This is a genomic window from Polaromonas sp. YR568 (assembly GCF_943369675.1).
Taxonomy (GTDB): Bacteria; Pseudomonadota; Gammaproteobacteria; order Burkholderiales; family Burkholderiaceae_C; genus Polaromonas.
In genome coordinates this window covers 47372-67707 of record NZ_CALROB020000015.1, presented here as the reverse complement: position 1 = coordinate 67707, position 20336 = coordinate 47372, and the positions used below count along the sequence as shown (strand labels likewise).

General features: G+C 63.5%; 20 protein-coding genes. 11 read left to right on the top strand and 9 right to left on the bottom strand.

The window, feature by feature from the left end:
- Positions 1-19 precede the first annotated feature (19 nt).
- Positions 20-253 (top strand): 50S ribosomal protein L28, encoded by a 234-nt coding sequence (rpmB, locus tag ACLV8F_RS10295; RefSeq protein WP_411881953.1) that lies wholly within the window; start codon positions 20-22, stop codon positions 251-253.
- An 11-nt stretch (positions 254-264) separates the two neighbouring features.
- Positions 265-432 carry a 50S ribosomal protein L33 gene (rpmG, locus tag ACLV8F_RS10290; RefSeq protein ID WP_007863188.1) on the top strand — a complete coding sequence of 56 codons (168 nt, stop codon included), beginning with the start codon at positions 265-267 and terminating at the stop codon, positions 430-432.
- Positions 433-633: 201 nt separating this feature from the next.
- Here rpmG and ACLV8F_RS10285 read toward each other — a convergent pair whose 3' ends face one another.
- Together ACLV8F_RS10285 and ACLV8F_RS10280 are read right to left on the bottom strand one after the other, a co-directional pair.
- Complete coding sequence (locus tag ACLV8F_RS10285) at positions 634-1833, bottom strand: fatty acid desaturase (protein WP_411884129.1); 1200 nt, start codon at positions 1831-1833, stop codon at positions 634-636.
- Between the two features lie 199 nt (positions 1834-2032).
- Positions 2033-3286, bottom strand: a complete 1254-nt coding sequence (locus ACLV8F_RS10280; RefSeq protein ID WP_411884128.1) for an RsmB/NOP family class I SAM-dependent RNA methyltransferase — start codon at positions 3284-3286, stop codon at positions 2033-2035.
- A gap of 68 nt (positions 3287-3354) precedes the next feature.
- Between ACLV8F_RS10280 and ACLV8F_RS10275 the strand changes: the two genes are divergently transcribed.
- The gene (locus tag ACLV8F_RS10275) at positions 3355-3603 is read left to right on the top strand and encodes a DUF1653 domain-containing protein (RefSeq protein ID WP_411884127.1); all 249 of its coding nucleotides are present in this window, start codon (positions 3355-3357) and stop codon (positions 3601-3603) included.
- Between the two features lie 129 nt (positions 3604-3732).
- The gene (locus tag ACLV8F_RS10270) at positions 3733-5349 is read left to right on the top strand and encodes a peptide chain release factor 3 (protein WP_411884126.1); all 1617 of its coding nucleotides are present in this window, start codon (positions 3733-3735) and stop codon (positions 5347-5349) included.
- Between the two features lie 90 nt (positions 5350-5439).
- On the opposite strand, the gene ACLV8F_RS10265 is transcribed toward ACLV8F_RS10270, so the two are convergent.
- Complete coding sequence (locus ACLV8F_RS10265; RefSeq protein WP_411884125.1) at positions 5440-6810, bottom strand: esterase-like activity of phytase family protein; 1371 nt, start codon at positions 6808-6810, stop codon at positions 5440-5442.
- A gap of 235 nt (positions 6811-7045) precedes the next feature.
- Between ACLV8F_RS10265 and ACLV8F_RS10260 the strand changes: the two genes are divergently transcribed.
- Positions 7046-7345 carry a hypothetical protein gene (locus ACLV8F_RS10260; protein WP_411884124.1) on the top strand — a complete coding sequence of 100 codons (300 nt, stop codon included), beginning with the start codon at positions 7046-7048 and terminating at the stop codon, positions 7343-7345.
- Between the two features lie 68 nt (positions 7346-7413).
- Here the strand turns inward: ACLV8F_RS10260 and ACLV8F_RS10255 are convergent, their stop codons facing one another.
- Together ACLV8F_RS10255 and ACLV8F_RS10250 are read right to left on the bottom strand one after the other, a co-directional pair.
- Complete coding sequence (locus tag ACLV8F_RS10255; RefSeq protein WP_411884123.1) at positions 7414-7653, bottom strand: hypothetical protein; 240 nt, start codon at positions 7651-7653, stop codon at positions 7414-7416.
- Positions 7654-7658: 5 nt separating this feature from the next.
- On the bottom strand, positions 7659-8711 hold the full coding sequence (locus tag ACLV8F_RS10250) for a 1-aminocyclopropane-1-carboxylate deaminase (RefSeq protein ID WP_411884122.1): 1053 nt from the start codon (positions 8709-8711) through the stop codon (positions 7659-7661).
- Positions 8712-8891: 180 nt separating this feature from the next.
- Between ACLV8F_RS10250 and ACLV8F_RS10245 the strand changes: the two genes are divergently transcribed.
- Both ACLV8F_RS10245 and ACLV8F_RS10240 read left to right on the top strand, forming a co-directional pair.
- Positions 8892-9356, top strand: a complete 465-nt coding sequence (locus tag ACLV8F_RS10245; RefSeq protein ID WP_411884121.1) for an Lrp/AsnC family transcriptional regulator — start codon at positions 8892-8894, stop codon at positions 9354-9356.
- An 89-nt stretch (positions 9357-9445) separates the two neighbouring features.
- Complete coding sequence (locus tag ACLV8F_RS10240) at positions 9446-11284, top strand: 7TM diverse intracellular signaling domain-containing protein (RefSeq protein WP_411884120.1); 1839 nt, start codon at positions 9446-9448, stop codon at positions 11282-11284.
- Between the two features lie 26 nt (positions 11285-11310).
- Here the strand turns inward: ACLV8F_RS10240 and ACLV8F_RS10235 are convergent, their stop codons facing one another.
- Complete coding sequence (locus ACLV8F_RS10235; protein ID WP_411884119.1) at positions 11311-11778, bottom strand: Lrp/AsnC family transcriptional regulator; 468 nt, start codon at positions 11776-11778, stop codon at positions 11311-11313.
- Between the two features lie 114 nt (positions 11779-11892).
- On the opposite strand from ACLV8F_RS10235, the gene mdeB reads away from it, so the two are divergent.
- On the top strand, positions 11893-14550 hold the full coding sequence (gene mdeB, locus ACLV8F_RS10230) for an alpha-ketoglutarate dehydrogenase (RefSeq protein WP_411884118.1): 2658 nt from the start codon (positions 11893-11895) through the stop codon (positions 14548-14550).
- A gap of 61 nt (positions 14551-14611) precedes the next feature.
- Here the strand turns inward: mdeB and ACLV8F_RS10225 are convergent, their stop codons facing one another.
- Together ACLV8F_RS10225 and purN are read right to left on the bottom strand one after the other, a co-directional pair.
- Positions 14612-15166 carry a fasciclin domain-containing protein gene (locus ACLV8F_RS10225; RefSeq protein ID WP_411884117.1) on the bottom strand — a complete coding sequence of 185 codons (555 nt, stop codon included), beginning with the start codon at positions 15164-15166 and terminating at the stop codon, positions 14612-14614.
- Positions 15167-15339: 173 nt separating this feature from the next.
- Entirely contained in the window at positions 15340-15936 is a 597-nt protein-coding gene (gene purN / locus ACLV8F_RS10220; RefSeq protein ID WP_411884116.1) for a phosphoribosylglycinamide formyltransferase, read from the bottom strand.
- Positions 15937-16091: 155 nt separating this feature from the next.
- On the opposite strand from purN, the gene ACLV8F_RS10215 reads away from it, so the two are divergent.
- Together ACLV8F_RS10215 and ACLV8F_RS10210 are read left to right on the top strand one after the other, a co-directional pair.
- On the top strand, positions 16092-17273 hold the full coding sequence (locus ACLV8F_RS10215; RefSeq protein ID WP_411884115.1) for an acyl-CoA dehydrogenase family protein: 1182 nt from the start codon (positions 16092-16094) through the stop codon (positions 17271-17273).
- Between the two features lie 36 nt (positions 17274-17309).
- Positions 17310-18425: an acyl-CoA dehydrogenase family protein gene (locus ACLV8F_RS10210; protein ID WP_411884114.1), complete on the top strand. Its 1116-nt coding sequence runs from the start codon at positions 17310-17312 to the stop codon at positions 18423-18425.
- Between the two features lie 119 nt (positions 18426-18544).
- Here the strand turns inward: ACLV8F_RS10210 and ACLV8F_RS10205 are convergent, their stop codons facing one another.
- Positions 18545-19102 carry an HNH endonuclease gene (locus ACLV8F_RS10205; RefSeq protein ID WP_411881733.1) on the bottom strand — a complete coding sequence of 186 codons (558 nt, stop codon included), beginning with the start codon at positions 19100-19102 and terminating at the stop codon, positions 18545-18547.
- Positions 19103-19263: 161 nt separating this feature from the next.
- Here ACLV8F_RS10205 and ACLV8F_RS10200 point away from each other — a divergent pair, with 161 nt between their 5' ends.
- On the top strand, positions 19264-20295 hold the full coding sequence (locus tag ACLV8F_RS10200; RefSeq protein WP_411884113.1) for a bifunctional riboflavin kinase/FAD synthetase: 1032 nt from the start codon (positions 19264-19266) through the stop codon (positions 20293-20295).
- Positions 20296-20336: the final 41 nt, after the last annotated feature.

The following is a 20336-nucleotide window of genomic DNA, read 5'->3' as shown; positions in this document are numbered from 1 at the left end:
TAAAAATACTGGAGTGCACATGGCACGCGTATGTGAAGTAACGGGCAAAGGCCCAATGGTCGGAAACAATGTTTCCCACGCCAACAACAAAACCAAGCGCCGGTTCCTCGTGAACCTGCAATACCGCCGCTTCTGGGTCGAGACCGAAAACCGCTGGATCCGTCTGCGCGTTTCGAGCGCTGCACTGCGCCTGATCGACAAGAAGGGTATTGATACCGTGCTCGCAGACCTGCGCGCACGCGGCCAAGCTTAAGGAGCACCATCATGGCAAAAGGCGCACGCGAAAAAATCAAGCTGGAATCCACTGCCGGCACCGGTCACTTCTACACGACCACCAAGAACAAGAAAACCACGCCCGACAAGATGCTGATCATGAAGTTTGATCCCAAGGCACGCAAGCACGTGGAATACAAGGAAATCAAGCTGAAGTAATTCAGCGTCTCCTTCAAAGAACCCGCCCTGACCCGGCGGGTTTTTTTATGGACGGCTGGTTTTCTCGTTGTCTTTCGGCACTCTTGCGCGCCCGTGCCGTGGGTATCGAAATTCAGGAGCCCAAACAAAAACGCCCCCGTGAATGAACACGGGGGCGTTTTGAGGAATCGGTACGCCGGCCGGAGCCGGCGGACGCGTTAATCAGGTACGTGCAGCGCGCAGCTTCATGGAGAACTCGCGCAGGGCGGCAATGCCGCTTTCTTCCGCGCGGTGGCACCAGGCCTGCAGGTCGGTCGCCAGCTGTTCGCGGGAGGCCGAGGTGCTCATCCACATCTGGCGAAGCTCTTCGCGCATGGTGACCATCTTGTCGAGCACGGGGTGTTCGGCACGGGCCTGGGCCAACTGCGGCTTGGCGGCCGCCGGCACCTTGTCGTCGTCACGGTGCAGCCAGCGGTTGGCCGCGCGCAGCACGGACACATCGGCTTTTTTGGCCTTCAGCACTTCGATTTCAGCCTTGCCGGCACGGCGCAGTTCGCGCGCGAAACCGGCCATCACTTCGTAGCGGTGGGCAATCAGCGCTTCCAGCGTTTTCTCGTCAGCCACAGGCTGGATGGAACCCAGTTGCAGCTTGGGCGGGACCTTCTTCACGGAAGCCAGGCCTACCTTTTCCAGGGCGCGGATGTAAACCCAGCCGATGTCGAATTCATAGGGCTTGACCGAGAACTTGGCCGACGTCGGGTAGGTGTGATGGTTGTTATGCAGCTCTTCGCCGCCGATCATGATGCCCCAGGGCGAAATATTGGTGCTGGCGTCTTGAGCTTCAAAATTGCGATAGCCCCAGTAGTGGCCGATGCCGTTGATGATGCCGGCTGCCGTCACGGGAATCCAGGCCATCTGGACAGCCCAGACCGCGAGGCCGGCCACGCCGAAGAAAGCCAGGTCGATGATCATCATCAGGCCCACGCCTTGCCAGCTGTAGCGGGTGTAGACATTGCGCTCCACCCAGTCGTTCGGCGTGCCATGGCCGTACTTGGTCATGGTTTCCTTGTTCTTGCTTTCGGCGCGATACAGTTCGGCGCCTTCCCAGAACACCTTTTTGATGCCGTGGGCCTGGGGGCTGTGCGGATCTTCAATGGTTTCGCATTTGGCGTGGTGCTTGCGGTGGATGGACACCCATTCCTTGGTCACCTGGCCCGTGCCCAGCCAGAGCCAGAAACGGAAGAAATGCGAGGGGATGGCGTGCAGGTCCATGGCTCGGTGCGCCTGGTGGCGGTGCAGGTAAATCGTCACGCTGGCGATGGTGATGTGGGTGGTCACCAGGGTGTACAGCACGATTTGCCACCAGCTGGCGGCGAGCAATCCGTTAGCCAGCCAGTCGAGGGCGGCATCAAAAAAGATCATAGAAGTCCTTTAAACAATCTGCACCAGTCGCCTATCCAAATCTGTCTCCAGGCGCTGCACCAGACAACACATTATTGTAAGGCGATACCCTGTAAATACCAAGCCGCTTGGGCGACACGGCGAAGGGTCAATTCAGTGCGAAAAATCACGAATAAATATGTAACCGTCGCTTATCTGTCGTCTTTTGCTGGCAAAAATATCAGGACTTTTGCCATACTGCGGCGAAAAAGCCGTCCGTCTGGTGCAGGTATGGCCAGAGGCGCAGATAGGGCCCGCGGCAAAGTTTTTCCGCATGTTCCACCCCCAGATGGGTCAACAAAGGCCCGGTTTCAAGGACGTTGAACTCTTTATTGGCCGCGCTGAAGGCTTCGGCGATGGCCTCGTTTTCTTCGCGCAAGACGCTGCAGGTGGCATAAACCAGCCGGCCGCCGGGCTTTAACAGCCGCGCGGCGCTCTGCAAAATCGCGGTTTGCTTGGCGGTGAGCTCTTCAATGGCCTTGGGGCTTTGCCGCCATTTGAGGTCGGGATTGCGCCGCAAGGTGCCCAGGCCCGAGCATGGCGCATCGACCAGCACCCGGTCTATCTTGCCGGCAAGGCGCTTGATGCGGTCATCACGCTCATGGGCGATGGCGACAGGATGCACATTCGACAGGCCGCTGCGGGCCAGCCGGGGTTTGAGCGCATCCAGCCTGTGGCCGGAGGTGTCGAAGGCATACAGCCGGCCGGTGTTGCGCATGGATGCGCCCAGAGCCAGCGTCTTGCCGCCGGCGCCGGCGCAAAAATCAACCACCATTTCACCGCGCTTGGCGTCAACCAGCAGAGCCAGTAGCTGCGAGCCCTCGTCCTGCACTTCAATGGCGCCGCGCATGAAAGCGTCGAGTTTGGCCAGCTGGGGTTTGCCGTCTATGCGCAAGCCCCAGGGCGAAAACGGCGTGGCGACGGTCTTGATGCCGGCTTTGGAGAGTTCTTTCTGGACCTCGGCCCGCTTGTCCTTGAGCGTGTTGACGCGCAAATCCAGCCCGGCCGGCGCATTGAGGCTTTCGACCAGCGGCCAGAAGTCCTCGCCGAGCTGCTCCTTGAGCGGATCGACCAGCCATTGCGGCAGGTTGTGGCAGTGCAATTCCATCAGGTCCGTCGGCTTGACTTGGTCGCAACGCGACAGCCAGTCTTTTTCCTGGTCAGTCAGCGCGCCCAGCAGGAAGTCGCGGTCCGTGGCAAAGCCGAGGATGGCCAGGCGTCGCTCCGGCGGGCCGCTGCCGTGCTGGGCCAGATAGGTATAGAGGTTTTTCTTGCGCAGCACGCCGTAAATGGTTTCTGCGACGGTGGCGCGCTCGCGCGGGCCCAGTCGGTAGTCGCGGAAAAAGCGCGACACCACCATGTCGGCGGGGTGATCAAATTTGAGGACCTGCTTGAGAAGCTCGGAACAACTGTCGAGTAAGGCTTTAGGATGCATAGCCCCCATTGTCCCACTCCGGTTCCGCCGCAGCCTTTTTAAAGCCCCTTCACCGCAGCCATCGATCTATGTCCGCCCCCCCCGCAGAAGCCCTGCCGCCCCTGATAGAAACCCCGCCCGGCCTGTACCGCCACTACAAAGGCATGCTTTACGAAGTGGTGGGCACCGTGCGCCACAGCGAAAGCCTGGAGCCGATGACGCTGTACCGCGCGCTCTACGGCGAAAAAGGCCTGTGGGTGCGGCCCGCCGCCATGTTCAATGAAGAGGTGGTCATCGATGGCATAAAACAGCCGCGTTTCGCGCGGCAGCCCAGTTAAGCACGGCGGACATCCACGGTAAGCAGCGGCCGCAGCGCCGGGCCGCCCCAAGCAAGGCCAGCCCCCTCGGGGGGCAGCGACCCGCGTAGCGGCGGAGCGTGGGGGCCATCTCACCGATAATCGTGGGTTATGTCCGAACCCACCGAAATTGAAAAGCAAGTCAAACGCCGCCGCACGTTTGCCATCATCTCCCACCCCGACGCGGGTAAAACCACGCTGACCGAAAAACTGCTGCTGTTCTCGGGTGCGATCCAGATCGCCGGCAGCGTCAAGGCGCGCAAGGCTGCGCGCCACGCCACCTCCGACTGGATGGAAATCGAAAAGCAGCGCGGCATCTCGGTCGCCAGCTCGGTCATGCAGATGGAATACCGCGACTGCGTCATCAACCTGCTTGACACCCCCGGCCACCAGGATTTCTCGGAAGACACCTACCGCGTGCTGACCGCCGTGGACGCGGCGCTGATGGTGATCGACGCGGCCAACGGCGTCGAACCGCAGACTCGCCGCCTGCTGCAGGTCTGCCGCGCGCGCAACACGCCCATCCTGACTTTCGTCAACAAGATGGACCGCGAGGTGCAGGACCCGATGAGCGTGATGGACGAGATCGAGCGCGAACTCGGCATGACGGTCATTCCCTTCACCTGGCCGGTCGGCATGGGCAAGCTGTTCCACGGCGTCTACGACAGGCGCGAAGACCGCATGCGCGTCTTCAGCCCCGGCGAGGAAAAAGCCGGCGGCGACGATGAAATCCTCGCAGGACTGGACAACGCCGAAGCCGCCAAACGCTTCGGCGCCGAATACACGCAGGCCCAGGGCGAGATCGAACTGGTGGCCGGCGCCACGCCCGAATTCAACCGCGCCGAATTCCTGGCCGGCAAGCAGACGCCCATGTTCTTCGGCTCAGCCATCAACAACTTCGGCGTGCAGGAAGTGCTGGACGCGCTGGTCGACCTGGCGCCCGCGCCTTCCGACCGCGAAGCCATCCAGCGCGTGGTGCACCCCGAGGAGAAAAAATTCTCCGGCGTGGTGTTCAAGATCCAGGCCAATATGGACCCGGCCCACCGCGACCGCATCGCCTTCCTGCGCGTGGCCAGCGGCGAATTCACCCGCGGCATGCGCCTGAAGGTGGTGCGCAGCGGCAAGGAACTGCGGCCCAACACCGTGGTGAGTTTCATGAGCCAGCGCCGCGAACTGCTGGACACCGCCTTTGCCGGCGACATCATCGGCATCCCCAACCACGGCGTGCTGCAGCTGGGCGACACGCTGACCGAAGGTGAAGCGCTGCAGTTCACCGGCTTGCCCTTTTTCGCGCCCGAGATGTTCCGTGCCGTCGAGGTGGCCGACCCGCTGCGCAGCAAGCAGCTGCGCGCCGGCCTCACGCAGCTCGGCGAAGAAGGCGCGATCCAGGTGTTCCGCCCGATTGCCGGCTCCCTGCTGCTGCTGGGCGCGGTCGGCCAGCTGCAGTTTGAAGTGGTCGCTCACCGCCTCGAACACGAATACGGCGTGAAGGCCCGCATCATGGCCAGCAACTTCAACCTGGCGCGCTGGGTCACGTCGGAAGACCCGAATGAACTGAAGAAATTCATGGATGCCAACGCCCACCGCGTGGCGCTGGACGCCGTCGATGCGCCCACGCTGTTGGTGGACCACAGCGCCACCCTGCGCGCCGTGGAACAGCAATGGCCCAAGATCAAGTTCCACGCGCTGCGTGAGCACGCGGGCCTGGTGTTCCAGTCCAAGATGTAAGCGGCGCCTCTCTCGCCCATCCAGACGCAAAACGGGCGTCAGAAGCTATCCCCTGGATAGCGACTGACGCCCGTAATTTTTTGTGCCGATTTATTTGGCGTTCAGAAGCTCGCCGACTTCCAGCAGGATCAGTTCGTTGTCGTCGGCCTTGTTGGGCTCGCGGCTGCTGGAAAACGGCAGGTTGTTGTCGTTGCCGACCACGATGTGCGTCGCGTCCACCACGTCCACGTTTTCAATCGTGAAGAAGGGGAACTTGAGCACGCCCTCGTTCAGCGGCTTGCGCGCCAGCTTCTGCGGGTCGGCGATGTTCAGCAGGTCGATGTAACCCACCTTGCGCACCGGCCCGCCCACGTTGGCGTCCGTCATTTCAATCTTGTAGACGCGCTTGAATTTGGCGATGTCGTGGAAGCAGTCGGTGCGCTTCTGGCCTTCCGGGCAGGCCTTGTCGGCCGTGCCTTCGCCGTTGTCGCGTTCGATGATCAGGCCCGTGGTGGCGTCGATCATGTTGAAGTCACCGATGGCGTTGCCGTTGGCTTCCAGCGGGTACATCCACGAGCGGCCGCTCCATTTGCCGGCCTGCACGTCGAACTCCAGCACGCGCAGGGCTTCCTTGCCGGCCACACGTTCATAGTCTTTGGCCTCGGCATTCCACACCGGGCCTTCGAGCAGGGCGTAGAGCTTGCTGCCGTCCTTCGACGAGGCCATGCCTTCAAAACCCTTGGAGCGCTTGACCTGGAAGTCGACCGCGCCGCCGGGGGCGCCGGGCGTGGTCACTGCGGGATGGTCGGGCGAACGCACGACCTTGCCGTCCACCAGGGTTTCAAACACCGCCTGCACTTTGCCTTTAAGGTCGGCCTTGATCAGGTAGGGGCCGAACTCGTCGCCTATCCACAGCGAACCGCCGGCGAACTGGAAGCTTTCGGTGTCAAAGTCGCTGCCCGTCAGGTAGCGCTTTTTCGTGCCCTCGTGGACGACGCGAAACGGCACCTTTTTGTCCGGGTCATGCAGGAAAACCGTTTCCAGCTTCTTCATGGTGCCGGCCTTGAAATCCACCTTGTAGTGGTTCAGGTAGAGCATGGAGTCGGGCGAGTTCGCCTTGGCGCCGAAGCCGTTGTCTGTGAGTATCCAGAAGCTGCCGTCGGCCATCTTCTTGATGCCTGAATGGCCTTGCAGCGGCTGGCCCTTGAAGGGCAGCGACACGCCGGTCGGGCGGCCGGCCGACATGCCTTCCACCGTGCCCAGCGCCTCGGTGCGCTGGCCGTTGCTGAACTTGCCGCTGACCTGCAGGTCTTGCGGAGCGTCCTTGGGCGCGGCGACGAAGGACTTGGCGGGCATCACGACATGACCGGCCAGGGTGGCGGGAAATACGCCGGCTGCGGGCACCTGCGCGAGCACCGCAACATGAGAAGCCAGCAAGGCCAGCACGAGGGAAGAAAGCAGGCCGGTTTTGCGCTTCGGCATAGCGCAGGCAGTGCCGGTCGTGTCAGAAGAAAACATGTGTCACCCGTGGTTGAAGGAAGACGCATGGTCGCCAGCCGATGTGACGCCGCCATGACATGGCGATATCGCGAGCCCGGCGTTTTATCCTGCGGGAGGCGGGAATGTTGGGAAAACCCCGACGAAAAGTTAACCAGAAGTCATTACAAAATACCGCGCCAACTTTATAGTGGGGCTTCCACTTCCAGGTTCACAGACCATGAAATTGCTCAGCACCCTCATCGCTTTTTCCGCCGCCCTCGCGCCTGTCCTCGGCCACGCCTATGACACGCCCGATCCCTGCGCGCCGGTCTTTATCGCCTGTGAAGCCGCGGGTTTCTCACAGGCCAAGGACGCGCCCGCCGGCAAAAAGGTCTGGCAGGATTGCGCCGCCCCGCTGCTTGACGGCAAGGCCGTCGCGTCCGTGAAGCTGGATGCCAAGGCAGGCCCTTACTGCAAGAAATACAAAATCGCCAAGGACGCCTTCCAGGCGGACTGGATGAGCAAAAACAAGCCTTGAGTTTCCAGGCGCCCGCAACAAAGCCCGGTTCTCGCCGGGCTTTTTTCATGGCCGCAGCATGGATCTCTCTATATGCAAGACAGGTCAAGCCACTGCGCAAACGCGCCCGGCGCGGTGAGGCAAGCGGCCAGCACTGCCGCCGGCGGGTCACCCAGTCGCAGTGCCAGCACCAGCGTGTGCACCGCCGGGTCGTCCAGGGCTGATTTCAGCGGGCCAGCTTGGCCGTCCTGCGCGGCCGCCAGAACCAGCGCCTGCAGGCCGGCGCTGAAGTCCGGGCCCAATGCAAGCGGCAATACGGGTGCGGCCATCGCATTCAACCGTTGCGGAAGATAAAACTGTAGGCATTGAGCGCCGGCACGCCGCCCAGGTGCGCATACAGCACACGCGAGCCGGCCGGAAACTCGCCGCGCCGGACTTTGTCGATCATGCCGTGCATGGACTTGCCCTCGTACACCGGGTCGGTCAGCATGCCCTCCTGGCGCGCGCACAGGCGTATCGCCTCCAGCGTGCCCTCATTGGGCAGGCCGTATTCGGGGCCGCCGTAGCGTGTGTCGAGCACGATGTCTTTGTCGGTGATGGCCCTGCCCAGCTCTACCAGCTTCGCGGTGTTCTGCGCGATGCGCAAAATTTGCGCGCTGGTTTTTTCGGGCTTGGCCGAAGCGTCTATGCCGATCACCCGGTCGGCCCGGCCGTCGGCCGCGAAGCCCACAACCATGCCGGCCTGCGTGCTGCCCGTGACGGAACAGACCACGATGTAGTCGAACTGGAAGCCGAGTTCGGCCTCCTGCGCGCGCACTTCCTCGGCAAAGCCGACAAAACCCAGGCCGCCGTACGGATGCTCCGAGCACCCCGCGGGAATCGGGAAGGGCTTGCCGCCGGCCTCGCGCACGTCGTCCATGGCCTGCTCCCAGCTGGGGCGTATGCCGATGTCGAAACCGGCGGCGTCCAGTCGCACGTCGGCGCCCATGATGCGCGACATCTCGATGTTGCCGACGCGGTCGTACACCGCATCCGAATAATTGACCCAGTTCTCCTGCACCAGCACACACTTCATGCCCAGGTGCGCGGCCACGGCCGCCACCTGCCGCGTCTGGTTGGACTGGATGCCGCCTATGGACACCAGCGTGTCGCAGCCCTGCGCCAGCGCTTCGGGAATCAGGTATTCCAGCTTGCGCGTCTTGTTGCCGCCGAAAGCCAGGCCGCTGTTGCAGTCCTCGCGCTTGGCATACAGCTCGACCTTGCCGCCCAGGTGGGCGCTCAGGCGCTTGAGCGGCTGGATGGGCGTGGGGCCGAACGTCAGCGAATGCCGGGGGAATTTCTGGAGCTGGAGCGGATATTGGAGGGGGTGCTGGAGCGAGGTGGACATGGGCAATGGTTCCGGTTGAGGTGAAGATTTGAAGCTTTCGTGCATCAAATCGTAGCCAGGCACTCCTGCAATGAGTTGCTTACTTATTTCATTAATTGGCTTTAAAAATCCTCCTTTCGGTGAATTCTCTAATAAATTCCATAAATTCTGATTTTTGAACAATATTTGTACAATCCCTCAATGGAAAACACCCTGGACCGCATAGACCGCAAGCTCCTCAAGCTGCTGCAGCAGGACGCATCCCTGCCCAACATCGAGCTGGCGGAAAAAACCAGCCTCAGCCCGCCTGCCTGTTCGCGGCGCGTGGCCAGGCTCAAGGAAGCCGGGTTGATCCGCAAGATGGTGGCACTGGCGAACCCGCGCGCGCTGGGCTACAACGGGCTGGTCATCATCGGTGTGGTGCTGGACCGCTCCACCACAGATTCCTTCGCGGCCTTCGAAAAAGCCGTGGCCGGCCTCACCGGCTGCCTGGAAGTGCAACTGGTCACCGGCGAGTTCGATTACTTCGTGAAGCTGCGCATCCAGAGCATCGACTCCTTCAACGAACTGCACGCGGCGCAGCTGATCGGCCTGCCGGGCGTGCGGCAGATCCGCACCTTTGTCTGCCTCAAGGAGGTGTTCGAGACCACGGTGATCCCGGTCTAGGAAGCCTGGAAAGCTGTCCACGGAACAAATTGCCTGAATTGCGAAGCCGCCGGCCGGGGGCGCGCGCCCTTTTGCCATAAGCTATGCCCATGTCCCTCAAAGCAAGCCTGCACGGCTTCTTCTTCATCGTGCTCTGCGCCTTTCTTGGCGCAAGCCATGCACAGGTGTTTGACCGCCTGTACGAAAACAGCCCCAATATCACGCTGGCCCAGCCGTTGCAATGGATCGCGGTCCCCAAGGATTCGGTCACTTCGCCCGACGCCTTCAGCACCGCCGAATTCGCGGCCGCCGCCAAGCAGGCTTTCCAGCCCTATACCGACGACACTATTCTTCCCACCTCCGACAAGCAGGAAGTCTGGGCCAGCTTTGCCCTCCCGGTCACCGACAACCTGCAGACTTGGTACATCCGGCTGCCCGCCCAGGCGATCTTCAAGGTGAGTCTTTACGCGCGCGACGCGCAAGGAAACTGGCAGGCCCAGTTCGCAGGCGAAGCCGTAGCCCCCGCCCACTGGGCCTTGCGCACCCGTGTGCCGAGCTTTGAGCTGCAATCGCACGCCGACCAGCCGCAGGCCTATTACCTGCGCTTCGAACACCGCCGGCCCATCACCGAGCGGCCCATGCTGCTCACGCCCATCGAATACATCGACGGCGCCTCGCGGGTCGGCGTGGTCATAGGCCTGATGTGGGGCATGTTCAGCGTGCTGGCCGTGCTGTGCCTGGCCGCGTTCGTCATGGCGCGCAACAAGGTGTTCCTGTGGTTCGGCGCCGTGGTGGTCACGCTGATGTTCACGCAGCTGGTGCTGATCGGCTACGGCGGCTGGCGGATCTGGCCCTACAGCGTGCACCTCAACCAGGTCATGGGCTGGGTCGCCTCCACCTTGACCATGGCGGCCGCCGCCTGGTTCTGCGCCCAGGCCGTTTACGCCCGGGACGGCCACCCGCGCATCTACCGGCTGCTGGCCGTGGTCGCGGCGGGCAGTTTGCTAATGACCGCCGTGATGATGGTCAGCCTGGAATTCGTGCCGCGCGAGCTGCGCAACCTGTGGCTGGCGTTTTCCACCGTGACCATCCTGGTCAGCCTGCTGTGGATGTCGCTGCGCGGCCAGACCTGGAACCTGCTGTTGCTGCTGGGCGCGGCGCCCATCGGGCTGGCCGCGCTGGCGCGGCTTTCCTACAACGCGGGCTGGGTGCTGAACGTCGAATCGGCCCAGGCCGGCGGGGTGCTGTCGGCCATGGTCGGCCTGCTCTGGATTTTCGGGGTGCTCGCATGGCGCAGCCGGGCCGCGCTGTTTTCCAACCACCGGGGCGCCGCATTGGCGACCTATGACGCGGCCAGCGGCCTGATGCTGCCACGCATCATCGAAGCCCGGCTGCCGCTGACGCTGCTGCGCGCCCGCCGGCAGAAGTCGGCCTGCGGCGTGCTGATGCTGCACTGGCTCAACCAGGCCCCCAGCCATGACGAGCCGGGCGACCAGAAACGCGGCGCCGCGCTGTCGCGCATCGGCGAAATCCTGCGCCGGGCCGCGCGCGACGTGGACACTGTAGCGCGCTGTGACGAAAACCACTTCATGATGCTGGTCGAAGGCCCCATCAGCCGCGCCGCGCTCTCCGAGGTGGCCACCAAAATCCTGGCCGACTGCATTCGCGCCTCTGAAAAACTCGGCGATGCGAACGCCTTCATCCTGCACATCGCCATCTGGCACGACACGCCCCGCGAGCAGGCGCCCGCGGAAGTGACCGACGCGCTGAAAATCCGCCTGCACCACATGGCCTCCGGAACCAAAAAACCGGTGCAGTTTGTTGATTCGCCGCTGGAGCCCGGCAGCAGCGCGGGGGAAGACGGCAGCCGGCGCGAAGACCTGCTGGCCAAAATCAATGCGATTGAAATCTCGCATCCCTCATTGGCCCGCGAACAGGGCACATCCTGACCCTCCCCGGGGCGCTGACAGCCCGGTCAGCGCACAGGCAAGGGCAGGGCCGTCTTGTACCTGACCTGCTTGAGCGCAAAACTCGAGCGGATTTTCTCGATGCCGGAAATCGGCGACAGCTGCTCAAGGATGAATTTTTCCAGCGCGCCTATGTCGGCCACCGCCACGCGAATCAAATAGTCGCTGTCGCCCGACATCAAATAGCACTCCATCACCTGGTCGTGCTCGGCAATGCGGCGCTCAAAGTCGGCCAGCGACTCCTTGCTTTGCGTGCGCAGGCTGATCGAGATGAACACGTTGAGGCCCAAACCCAAGGCGGCGGCATTGGCAATCGCCACGTAGCGGTCTATGACGCCGCCGGCCTCCAGCGCCTTGACGCGCGCCAGGCACGGCGACGGGCTCAGGTGCACGCGCCGCGACAGCTCGACGTTAGACAGCGAGCCGTCGCGCTGCAATTCATCCAGGATCTTTAAATCAAGGCTGTCGAGGTTCATCATGTTTTTAATCTGTTAAATCGTATTTTCACGGCATTTTATGCTTTTGAATCCCCTGAAAACCCGATATTGAGGCAACACCTTCCGGGCAAAGCTGCGTACAGTGGTTCTGCCATGAACGATTCCACCCCCCACCATTTGCTGATGCAGGCCGCCACGCCGGCCGATCCCGACCCGCAGGAAACCGCCGAATGGCGTGAAGCCTTTGAGGCGCTGGCCCTGACCCACGGCCCGGCCCGCGCGCGGCACATGCTCCATGAACTGAGCCGCGTCGCCCGCAAGCAGCGCATAGGCTGGCAGCCCGAGCTGGCCACGCCCTATATGAACACCATCGCCGTGGACGAGCAGCCGGTGTTCCCCGGCGACCTCGCGATGGAAGAGCGCCTGGCCTCGCTGATGCGCTGGAATGCGCTGGCCATGGTGGTGCGCGCCAACCAGGCCGAAACCGGCGGCTCGGCCGAGCTCGGCGGCCACATCGCCAGCTACGCCAGCGCGGCCGATTTGTTTGAGACCGGCTTCAACCATTTTTTCCGCGCGCGTGAAGGCGTGGCCGAAGGCCAGCACCGCGGCGACCTGGTGTTCTTCCAGCCGCACAGCGCGCCCGGTGTGTATGCGCGCGCCTACCTCGAAGGCCGCCTCGGCGAAAAAGACCTGGGCTTTTACCGCCAGGAACTCACGGCGCCCAGCCAGGGCGCGCAAGGCCTGTGCAGCTATCCGCACCCTTACCTGATGCCGGACTTCTGGCAGTTCCCGACCGGCTCCATGGGCATAGGCCCCATCAGCTCCATCTACCACGCGCGCTTCATGCGCTACCTCACGCACCGGCGTTTGCTGGACTGCACGGGCCGCAAGGTCTGGGGCGTGTTCGGCGACGGCGAGATGGACGAGCCCGAATCCATGAGCGCGCTGACCCTGGCCGCGCGCGAGGGCCTGGACAACATGGTCTGGGTCGTCAACTGCAACCTGCAACGCCTGGACGGCCCGGTGCGCGGCAACGGCCGCATCATCGACGAGCTGGAAAAACTGTTTGCCGGCGCCGGCTGGAACGTCATCAAGCTGGTCTGGGGCAGCGACTGGGACGGCCTCTTCGCGCGCGACCTCACCGGCGCGCTGACGCAGGCTTTTGCGCAGACGGTGGACGGCCAGATGCAGACCTTTGCCGCCAAAGACGGCCGCTTCAACCGCGACAACTTTTTCGGCCAGAACGCCGAGTTGGCGCGGCTGGCCCAGGGCATGACGGATGAGCAGATCGACCGTTTGAAACGCGGCGGCCACGACCTGGTGAAAATCCACGCCGCTTATGCCGCAGCCGCCAACCACCAGGGCCAGCCCACCGTGATCCTGGCGCACACCAAAAAAGGCTACGGCATGGGCAGCGCCGGCCAGGGTCGCATGACCACGCATTCGCAGAAAAAATTCGACGGCGAGGACCTCATCGAATTCCGCAACCGCTTCAACCTGCCCCTGAGCGACGAGCAGGCCAGGAACCTGGCCTTCTACAAACCCGCCGCCGACAGCGCCGAGATGCAGTACATGCACGCCAGGCGCAGCGCGCTGGGCGGCTACCTGCCGCGCCGCGAAACGGCGGCCGAGGTCGTGGACATTCCGGCCCTGCCCTCCTACGCCCAGTTCGCGCTGGCCGCCGACGGCAAGGAGATGAGCACCACCATGGCCTTTGTGCGCATGCTGGGCGGCCTGCTCAAAGATGCTGCACTGGGCCCGAAGATCGTGCCCATCGTTGCCGACGAGGCGCGCACCTTCGGCATGGCCAACCTGTTCAAGCAGGTCGGCATTTATTCCAGCGTGGGCCAGCGCTATGCGCCCGAAGACATCGGCTCGGTGCTGAGCTACCGCGAGGCACTCGACGGCCAGATCCTCGAAGAAGGCATCAGCGAAGCCGGCGCGCTCGCCAGCTGGACGGCCGCCGCCACCAGCTACAGCGTGCACGGCCTGGCCATGCTGCCCTTCTATATCTATTACTCCATGTTCGGCTTCCAGCGCGTGGGCGACCAGATCTGGGCCGCCGCCGACCAGCGCGCGCGCGGCTTCCTGCTGGGCGCCACGTCAGGCCGCACCACGTTGGGCGGCGAAGGCTTGCAGCACCAGGACGGCAGCAGCCACCTGATCGCGGCCACCATCCCGAACTGCAAGGCCTACGATCCGGCCTTCGCCGGCGAGCTCGCCGTGATCCTGGATCGCGGCATGCGCGAGATGATGGTCGAGCAGAAAGACGTCTTCTATTACGTCACGCTGATGAACGAGAACTACGCCCAACCCGACCTGCGGCCGGGCGTGGAGGCCGATATCATCCGCGGCTGCTACCGCTTCGACAGCTTCCTGCCCGACGGCAAGAAGGCAATCGCCGAGGTGACCCTGATGGGTTCGGGCGCCATCCTCACCGAAGTCATCAAGGCCGCGCGGCAACTCACGCAGCAAGGCATTGCCGCGACGGTGTACAGCGTGACCAGCTGGAGCGAACTCGCGCGCGACGGCGCGGCCTGCCAGCACGATTCGCTTGAAGGCAAAGCGCATGCCGGCGCCTTCGTCGCGCAGCAGTTGCAGGGCAGCAGCGGCCCCATCGTCGCCGCCACCGACTATGTGCGCGCCGTGCCCGAAAGCATCCGCGCCTTCCTGCCGGAAGGCCGGCGCTACCTGACCCTGGGCACCGACGGCTTCGGCCGCAGCGACACACGCGCCGCGCTGCGCGAGTTTTTCAGCGTCGATGCCAACAGCATCGTGAAGGCCGCGCTGCACCTGCTCAAGCAGGGCTGAGCGAACGCACCAAAGTCCGTGCACGGCCTCGCCGCGCACGGGTCTGAAAAGGTCTGTCCTTTTACTTGGGCAGCAGCACCTTGTCGACGACGTGGATCACGCCGTTGGACTGGTAGACGTCGGCGATGGTGACGGTGGCCACGCCGCCTTTTTCATCGGTCACCGTGACCTTGCCCCCGGCTGACTTCGCCACCAGCGTGCCGCCGGCCACCGTCTTGATGGAAGCCATGCCCTTGCCGTCGGCGATCATCTTGCTGATGGCCGCGGCGTCCCATTTTCCGGCCACCACGTGGTAGGTCAGGATGCCGGTCAGCATGCCTTTGTTCTCGGGCTTGAGCAGGGTGTCCACCGTGCCGGCGGGCAGCGCGGCGAAAGCCGCGTTGGTGGGCGCGAACACCGTGAACGGGCCCGGGCCCTTGAGCGTGTCGACCAGGCCCGCAGCCTTGACCGCCGCGACCAGGGTGGTGTGGTCTTTGGAGTTGACGGCGTTGTCGATGATGTCCTTGCTGGCCAGCATGGGCGCGCCGCCCACCATGACTTGCGCGAACGAAGGAATTGCGGTGAGCGAGAGTGCCAGCGCGAGGCCGATGGAAGCGAGTTTGTGTTGGGTCTGCATGTGAAGTCCTTTGAAAGAAGTTGAGCCAGGAGCCGAAATCACAATGATTCAAGCGGCTGTAATGAATACGGGGCGCAGGCCTCGCTGGATTCAAAACAGATTCGGTTTCAACTTTTTTCCAAGACCATCACTGGCAACAAGAAGTAAGCCCGCAGTCGGCGAGCCGCCAAGCCTCAGGCCTTGCGTTCAAAAAAACCACGCACGGCCTGCGGAAAGATCAGGTGCTCCTGCGTGAGCACGCGCGCGGCCAGGGTCTCTGCCGTGTCGCCGGGCAGCACCGGCACCACGGCCTGCGCCAGGGTGGCGCCATGGTCGAGTTCGGCCGTCACCTCGTGCACCGTCGCGCCCGCCACCTTGCAGCCGGCGTCAATTGCGCGCTGGTGTGTGTTGAGGCCGGTGAAGGCCGGCAGCAGCGAGGGGTGGATGTTGATGAGCCGCCCCGCATAGTGCTGCACAAAGCCTGGCGTCAGGATGCGCATGAAACCGGCCAGCACCACGAGCGCCGGCGCGTGGGCGTCAATGCGCGCCATCAATTCAGCGTCAAAGGCCTCGCGCGACGCAAAATCCTTGTGCGGCACCACGGCGGTGGCGATGCCCAGGCTTTGCGCCAGCTCCAGGCCCACAGCGTCCGCCCGGTTGCTGATGACGGCGGCCACCTGCGCGCCCCACTTGCCATGCCAGCCTTCTTTGTCCGCGGCCCGGGCGATGGCGGCCATGTTGGAGCCGCTGCCCGAAATCAGGATGACGATGTTTTTTTGCGCACTTGCCATAGCCCGCTAGTTTAGAACGCGGCAGGTGCCTGCCTTCGCGCTTCCAGGCCCATGTCCCAACTGAGACATAAAATTGCGAACGACCGTGCTAAAAATAAGAAATCACCCGCAGGCGACCGGCTGCGGGCACCCCGACAACCTGGAGACATCCCGCCATGGATTTAGCTTTCACCCCTGAAGAACAGGCGTTTCGCGATGAGATACGCGCCTGGGTTCACGCCAACCTGCCGGCCGACATTTCGCACAAGGTGCACAACGCCCTGCGGCTGACGCGAGACGACATGCAGCGCTGGGCCAAAATCCTCGGCAAAAAAGGCTGGCTGGGCCACGGCTGGCCCAAGGAATTCGGCGGCCCGGGCTGGAACGCGGTGCAAAAGCATTTGTTTGAAGAAGAATGCGCGCTGGCCGGTGCGCCGCGCGTCGTGCCCTTCGGTCCGGTGATGGTGGCGCCCGTCATCATGGCCTTCGGCAGCCCCGAGCAGCAACAGCGCTTCCTGCCCGGCATCGCCAGCGGCGAAGTCTGGTGGAGCCAGGGTTACAGCGAGCCGGGCTCGGGCTCGGACCTCGCATCGGTCAAATGCCGCGCCGAGCGCCAGGGCGACACATACATCGTCAACGGCCAGAAGACCTGGACCACGCTGGGCCAGTACGGCGAGTGGATTTTTTGCCTGGTGCGCACCAGCACCGAAGGCAAGCCGCAGACCGGCATTTCCTTTTTGCTGATCGACATGAAGTCGCCCGGCGTGACGGTGCGCCCCATCGTGCTGCTGGATGGCGAGGCCGAGGTCAACGAAGTCTGGTTCGACAACGTCGAAGTGCCGGCCGAAAACCTGATCGGCGAAGAGAATAAGGGCTGGACTTACGCCAAGCACCTGCTGAGCCACGAGCGTACCAACATCGCCGACGTGAACCGCGCCAAGCGCGAACTCGAACGCCTGAAACGCATCGCCAAGGCCGAAGGCGTGTATGACGACCTCCGCTTTCGCGACGAGATTGCCAAGCTCGAGATCGACGTGGTGGCGCTCGAAATGCTGGTGCTGCGCGTGCTGTCGGCGGAAAAATCCGGCAAGAACTCGCTGGACATCGCGGGCCTGCTCAAAATCCGCGGCAGCGAGATCCAGCAGCGCTACAGCGAACTCATGATGCTGGCCGCCGGCCCTTTCAGCCTGCCCTTTATTGAAGAAGCCATGGAGGCCGGCTGGCAGGGTGACTTCCCCGGCGGCCTGGCCGGCGACGCGCCGCTGGCGTCCACCTACTTCAACATGCGCAAGACCACGATTTACGGCGGCTCCAACGAGGTGCAACGAAACATCGTCTCGCAAGTCGTTCTCGGCTGACACGGCCGCGCAAGAAAAGAAAACAGGAAACACACCATGGATTTCGATTTCACCGACGACCAGGAACAGCTGCGCGACGCCGTGCGCAAATGGGTGGACAAGGGCTACGACTTCGAGCGCCGCCGCGGCATCGCCAAAGCCGGCGGTTTCTCGCGCGAGGCCTACGGCCAGATCGCCGAACTGGGCCTGACCGGCCTCTATATCCCCGAAGCCGACGGCGGCCTGGGCATGGGGCCCATCGAGGGCATGGTCGTGATGGAAGAGCTGGGCCGCGGCATCGTGCTCGAGCCCTTTGCCCAGGCGCTGATCGCCGGTGCCGTGCTCGCCGGCTACGCGCCCGCCGCCCTCAAGGCCGCCTGGCTGCCCAGCATCGCCTCAGGCGAAAGCCTGGTGGTGCTGGCCTACCAGGAACGCGCGGCCCGCTACGATTTCGAAAAATGCGAAGCCACGGTCACAGCGGCCGGCGATGCCTGGACGCTGAGCGGCACCAAAAGCATAGTCCCCGCCGGCGACCAGGCCGATGCCTTCATCGTGCCCGCCCTCGCCAAAGGCAAGCTTGCGCTGTTCCTGGTCGAACGCGCGGCACCCGGCGTCACGACGCGCGGCTACGGCACGCAGGACGGCGGCCGCGCCGCCGAAGTCATATTGAAGAACGCGCCCGCCGCACTGGTGACGCTGGACGGTCTCACCGCCCTGGCCCAGGCCGTCGACGTCGGCATCGCCGCGACCTGCGCCGAAGCCGTGGGCGTGATGGACAAGACCCTGGCCATCACCGTCGAGTACATGAACACGCGCAAGCAGTTCGGCGTGGCCATCAGCAGCTTCCAGGCGCTGCGCCATCGCGTGGCCGACATGAAGATGCAGCTGGAGCTGGCCCGCTCCATGAGTTATTACGCCTCGCTCAAACTCAACGCCCCGGCCGACGAGCGCGGCCGCGCGCTGGCCCGCGCCAAATACCAGCTCGGCGTGTCCATGCGTTTTGTCGGCCAGCAGGCGGTGCAGTTGCACGGTGGCATCGGCGTGACCGACGAGTACATCGTGAGCCACTACTTCAAGAAGCTGACCCAGCTGGAAATGACCTTCGGCGACACGCTGCACCACCTGGGCGAGGTGTCGGCGAACATGCAGGAGACGGCCGGGGTATTTGCCTAAAAGTAACGCCCCCCGAAGCTGCCTGCGGCCGCCTCCCCCTCAAGGGGGCGCCACCTGCGGCCCGGCAAAGCCGGTTCTGCGGTGGCACTTGGCCTGGCCGCGCTAACCCATCAAGAGAGTTACGCGTGCAGGCGTGAGGTTTTGGGAATATGCGCCATCAAAAACTCCATCTGGTCCGCCAGGATGCGGCGGTTGCGCAGGATGAAGTCTTCCCAGAGGCTGGGCACGTAAGGCGTGTAGAGCAGCGGCATGTGGGCCTGCTCGGGCGTGCGGCTGCTTTTGCGGTGGTTGCAGGCGCGGCAGGCCGTCACCACGTTCATCCAGGTGTCTATGCCGTTCTGCGCGAAGGGGATGATGTGCTCGCGCGTCAGGTCTTCCTCGTGGAAATGCCCGCCGCAGTAGGCGCAGACGTTGCGGTCGCGGGCGAAGAGCTTGCCGTTGGTCAGGCCCGGTTTGAGGTCGAAGGGGTTGATGTTGGGCACGCCCTTGGTGCCGATGATGCTGTTGACCGTGATGATGGACTGCTGGCCCGTGACGGCGTTGTGGCCGCCATGGAAGGTCACCACCCGCGCGCCCATCTCCCAGCGCACCTCGTCAGCCGCGTAATGCAACACGGCTTGTTCAAGGCTGATCCACGACTGTGGCAATCCCTGGGCTGAGAGCTTCAAGACCTTCAAAACGAACCTCCATCAAGGTGGACGACGCTGGGAAACACGGTGCTCGGCTGGCTGTGTATCAATATACAGTGAAATCATGAAAAACACCTTCAAATCCCCCATTAACCACGTTCAGGCCCCGTTCAACCGTGCTCCGGCGCTACAAAAACGATAATTGCCCCATGAAAGTTTTCCGTGGCTACCAACATCCCCAGCAGGCCGCGCACTGCGCGCTGACGATCGGCAACTTCGACGGCGTGCACCGCGGACACCAGGCCATGCTGGCGCTGCTGAAAAACGAAGCCCAGCACCGCGGGGTGCCCAGCTGCGTGATGAGCTTCGAACCCCATCCGCGCGACTACTTCGCCAAGGCCGCGCGCAAGCCCGAACTGGCGCCGGCCCGCATCGCCACGCTGCGCGACAAACTGACCGAACTGGCACGCTGCGGCATAGACCAGTGCGTGGTCCTGCCCTTCAATGCCGCGCTGGCCGCCCAGCCGGCCGAGTCCTTTATCCAGGACGTGCTGGTGCGCGGCCTGGGCGTGAAATACGTGCTGGTGGGCGACGATTTCCGCTTCGGCGCCAAACGTGTGGGCGACTACGCCATGCTGGACGCCGCCGGCGAGCGCCTGGGCTTTGACGTCGCCCGCATGAACAGCTACGAAGTGCACGGCACGCGCGTCTCCAGCTCAGCCGTCCGAGAAGCGCTGGCACAAGGCCGCATGGACCGCGTCGCCGGCCTGCTGGGCCGGCCCTACAGCGTCTCGGGCCATGTGGTGCACGGCCGCAAGCTGGGGCGCGACCTGGGTTTTCGCACGCTGAACCTGCGATTTTCGCACTGGAAACCGGCCGCCAGCGGGATTTTTGCGGTGCGGGTGCACGGCCTGGGCGAAAAGCCCATCCCGGGCGTGGCCAACCTGGGCATACGGCCCTCGCTGGACCCGGCCGACGTCAACGGCGGGCGGGTGCTGCTGGAGACGCATTGCCTCGAATGGCCCGCCGCCCTTGGGCCCGAGGGGGCATACGGTAAAATCATCCGCGTGGAACTGCTGCACAAACTGCATGACGAACTGAAATACGACAGCCTGGAGAGCCTGAAAACAGGCATCGCCAAGGACTGCGACGAGGCGCGGGCGTTTTTTGCCCAGCCGCAGTCGTTTTCGGCCGCCATGCACACGGAAACCAGCCGCCAGACCACGCGCGACCGAATTTAGACGATCTCGTCGCCTCTGGCCTCGCCCTGCTGTCACGGCGA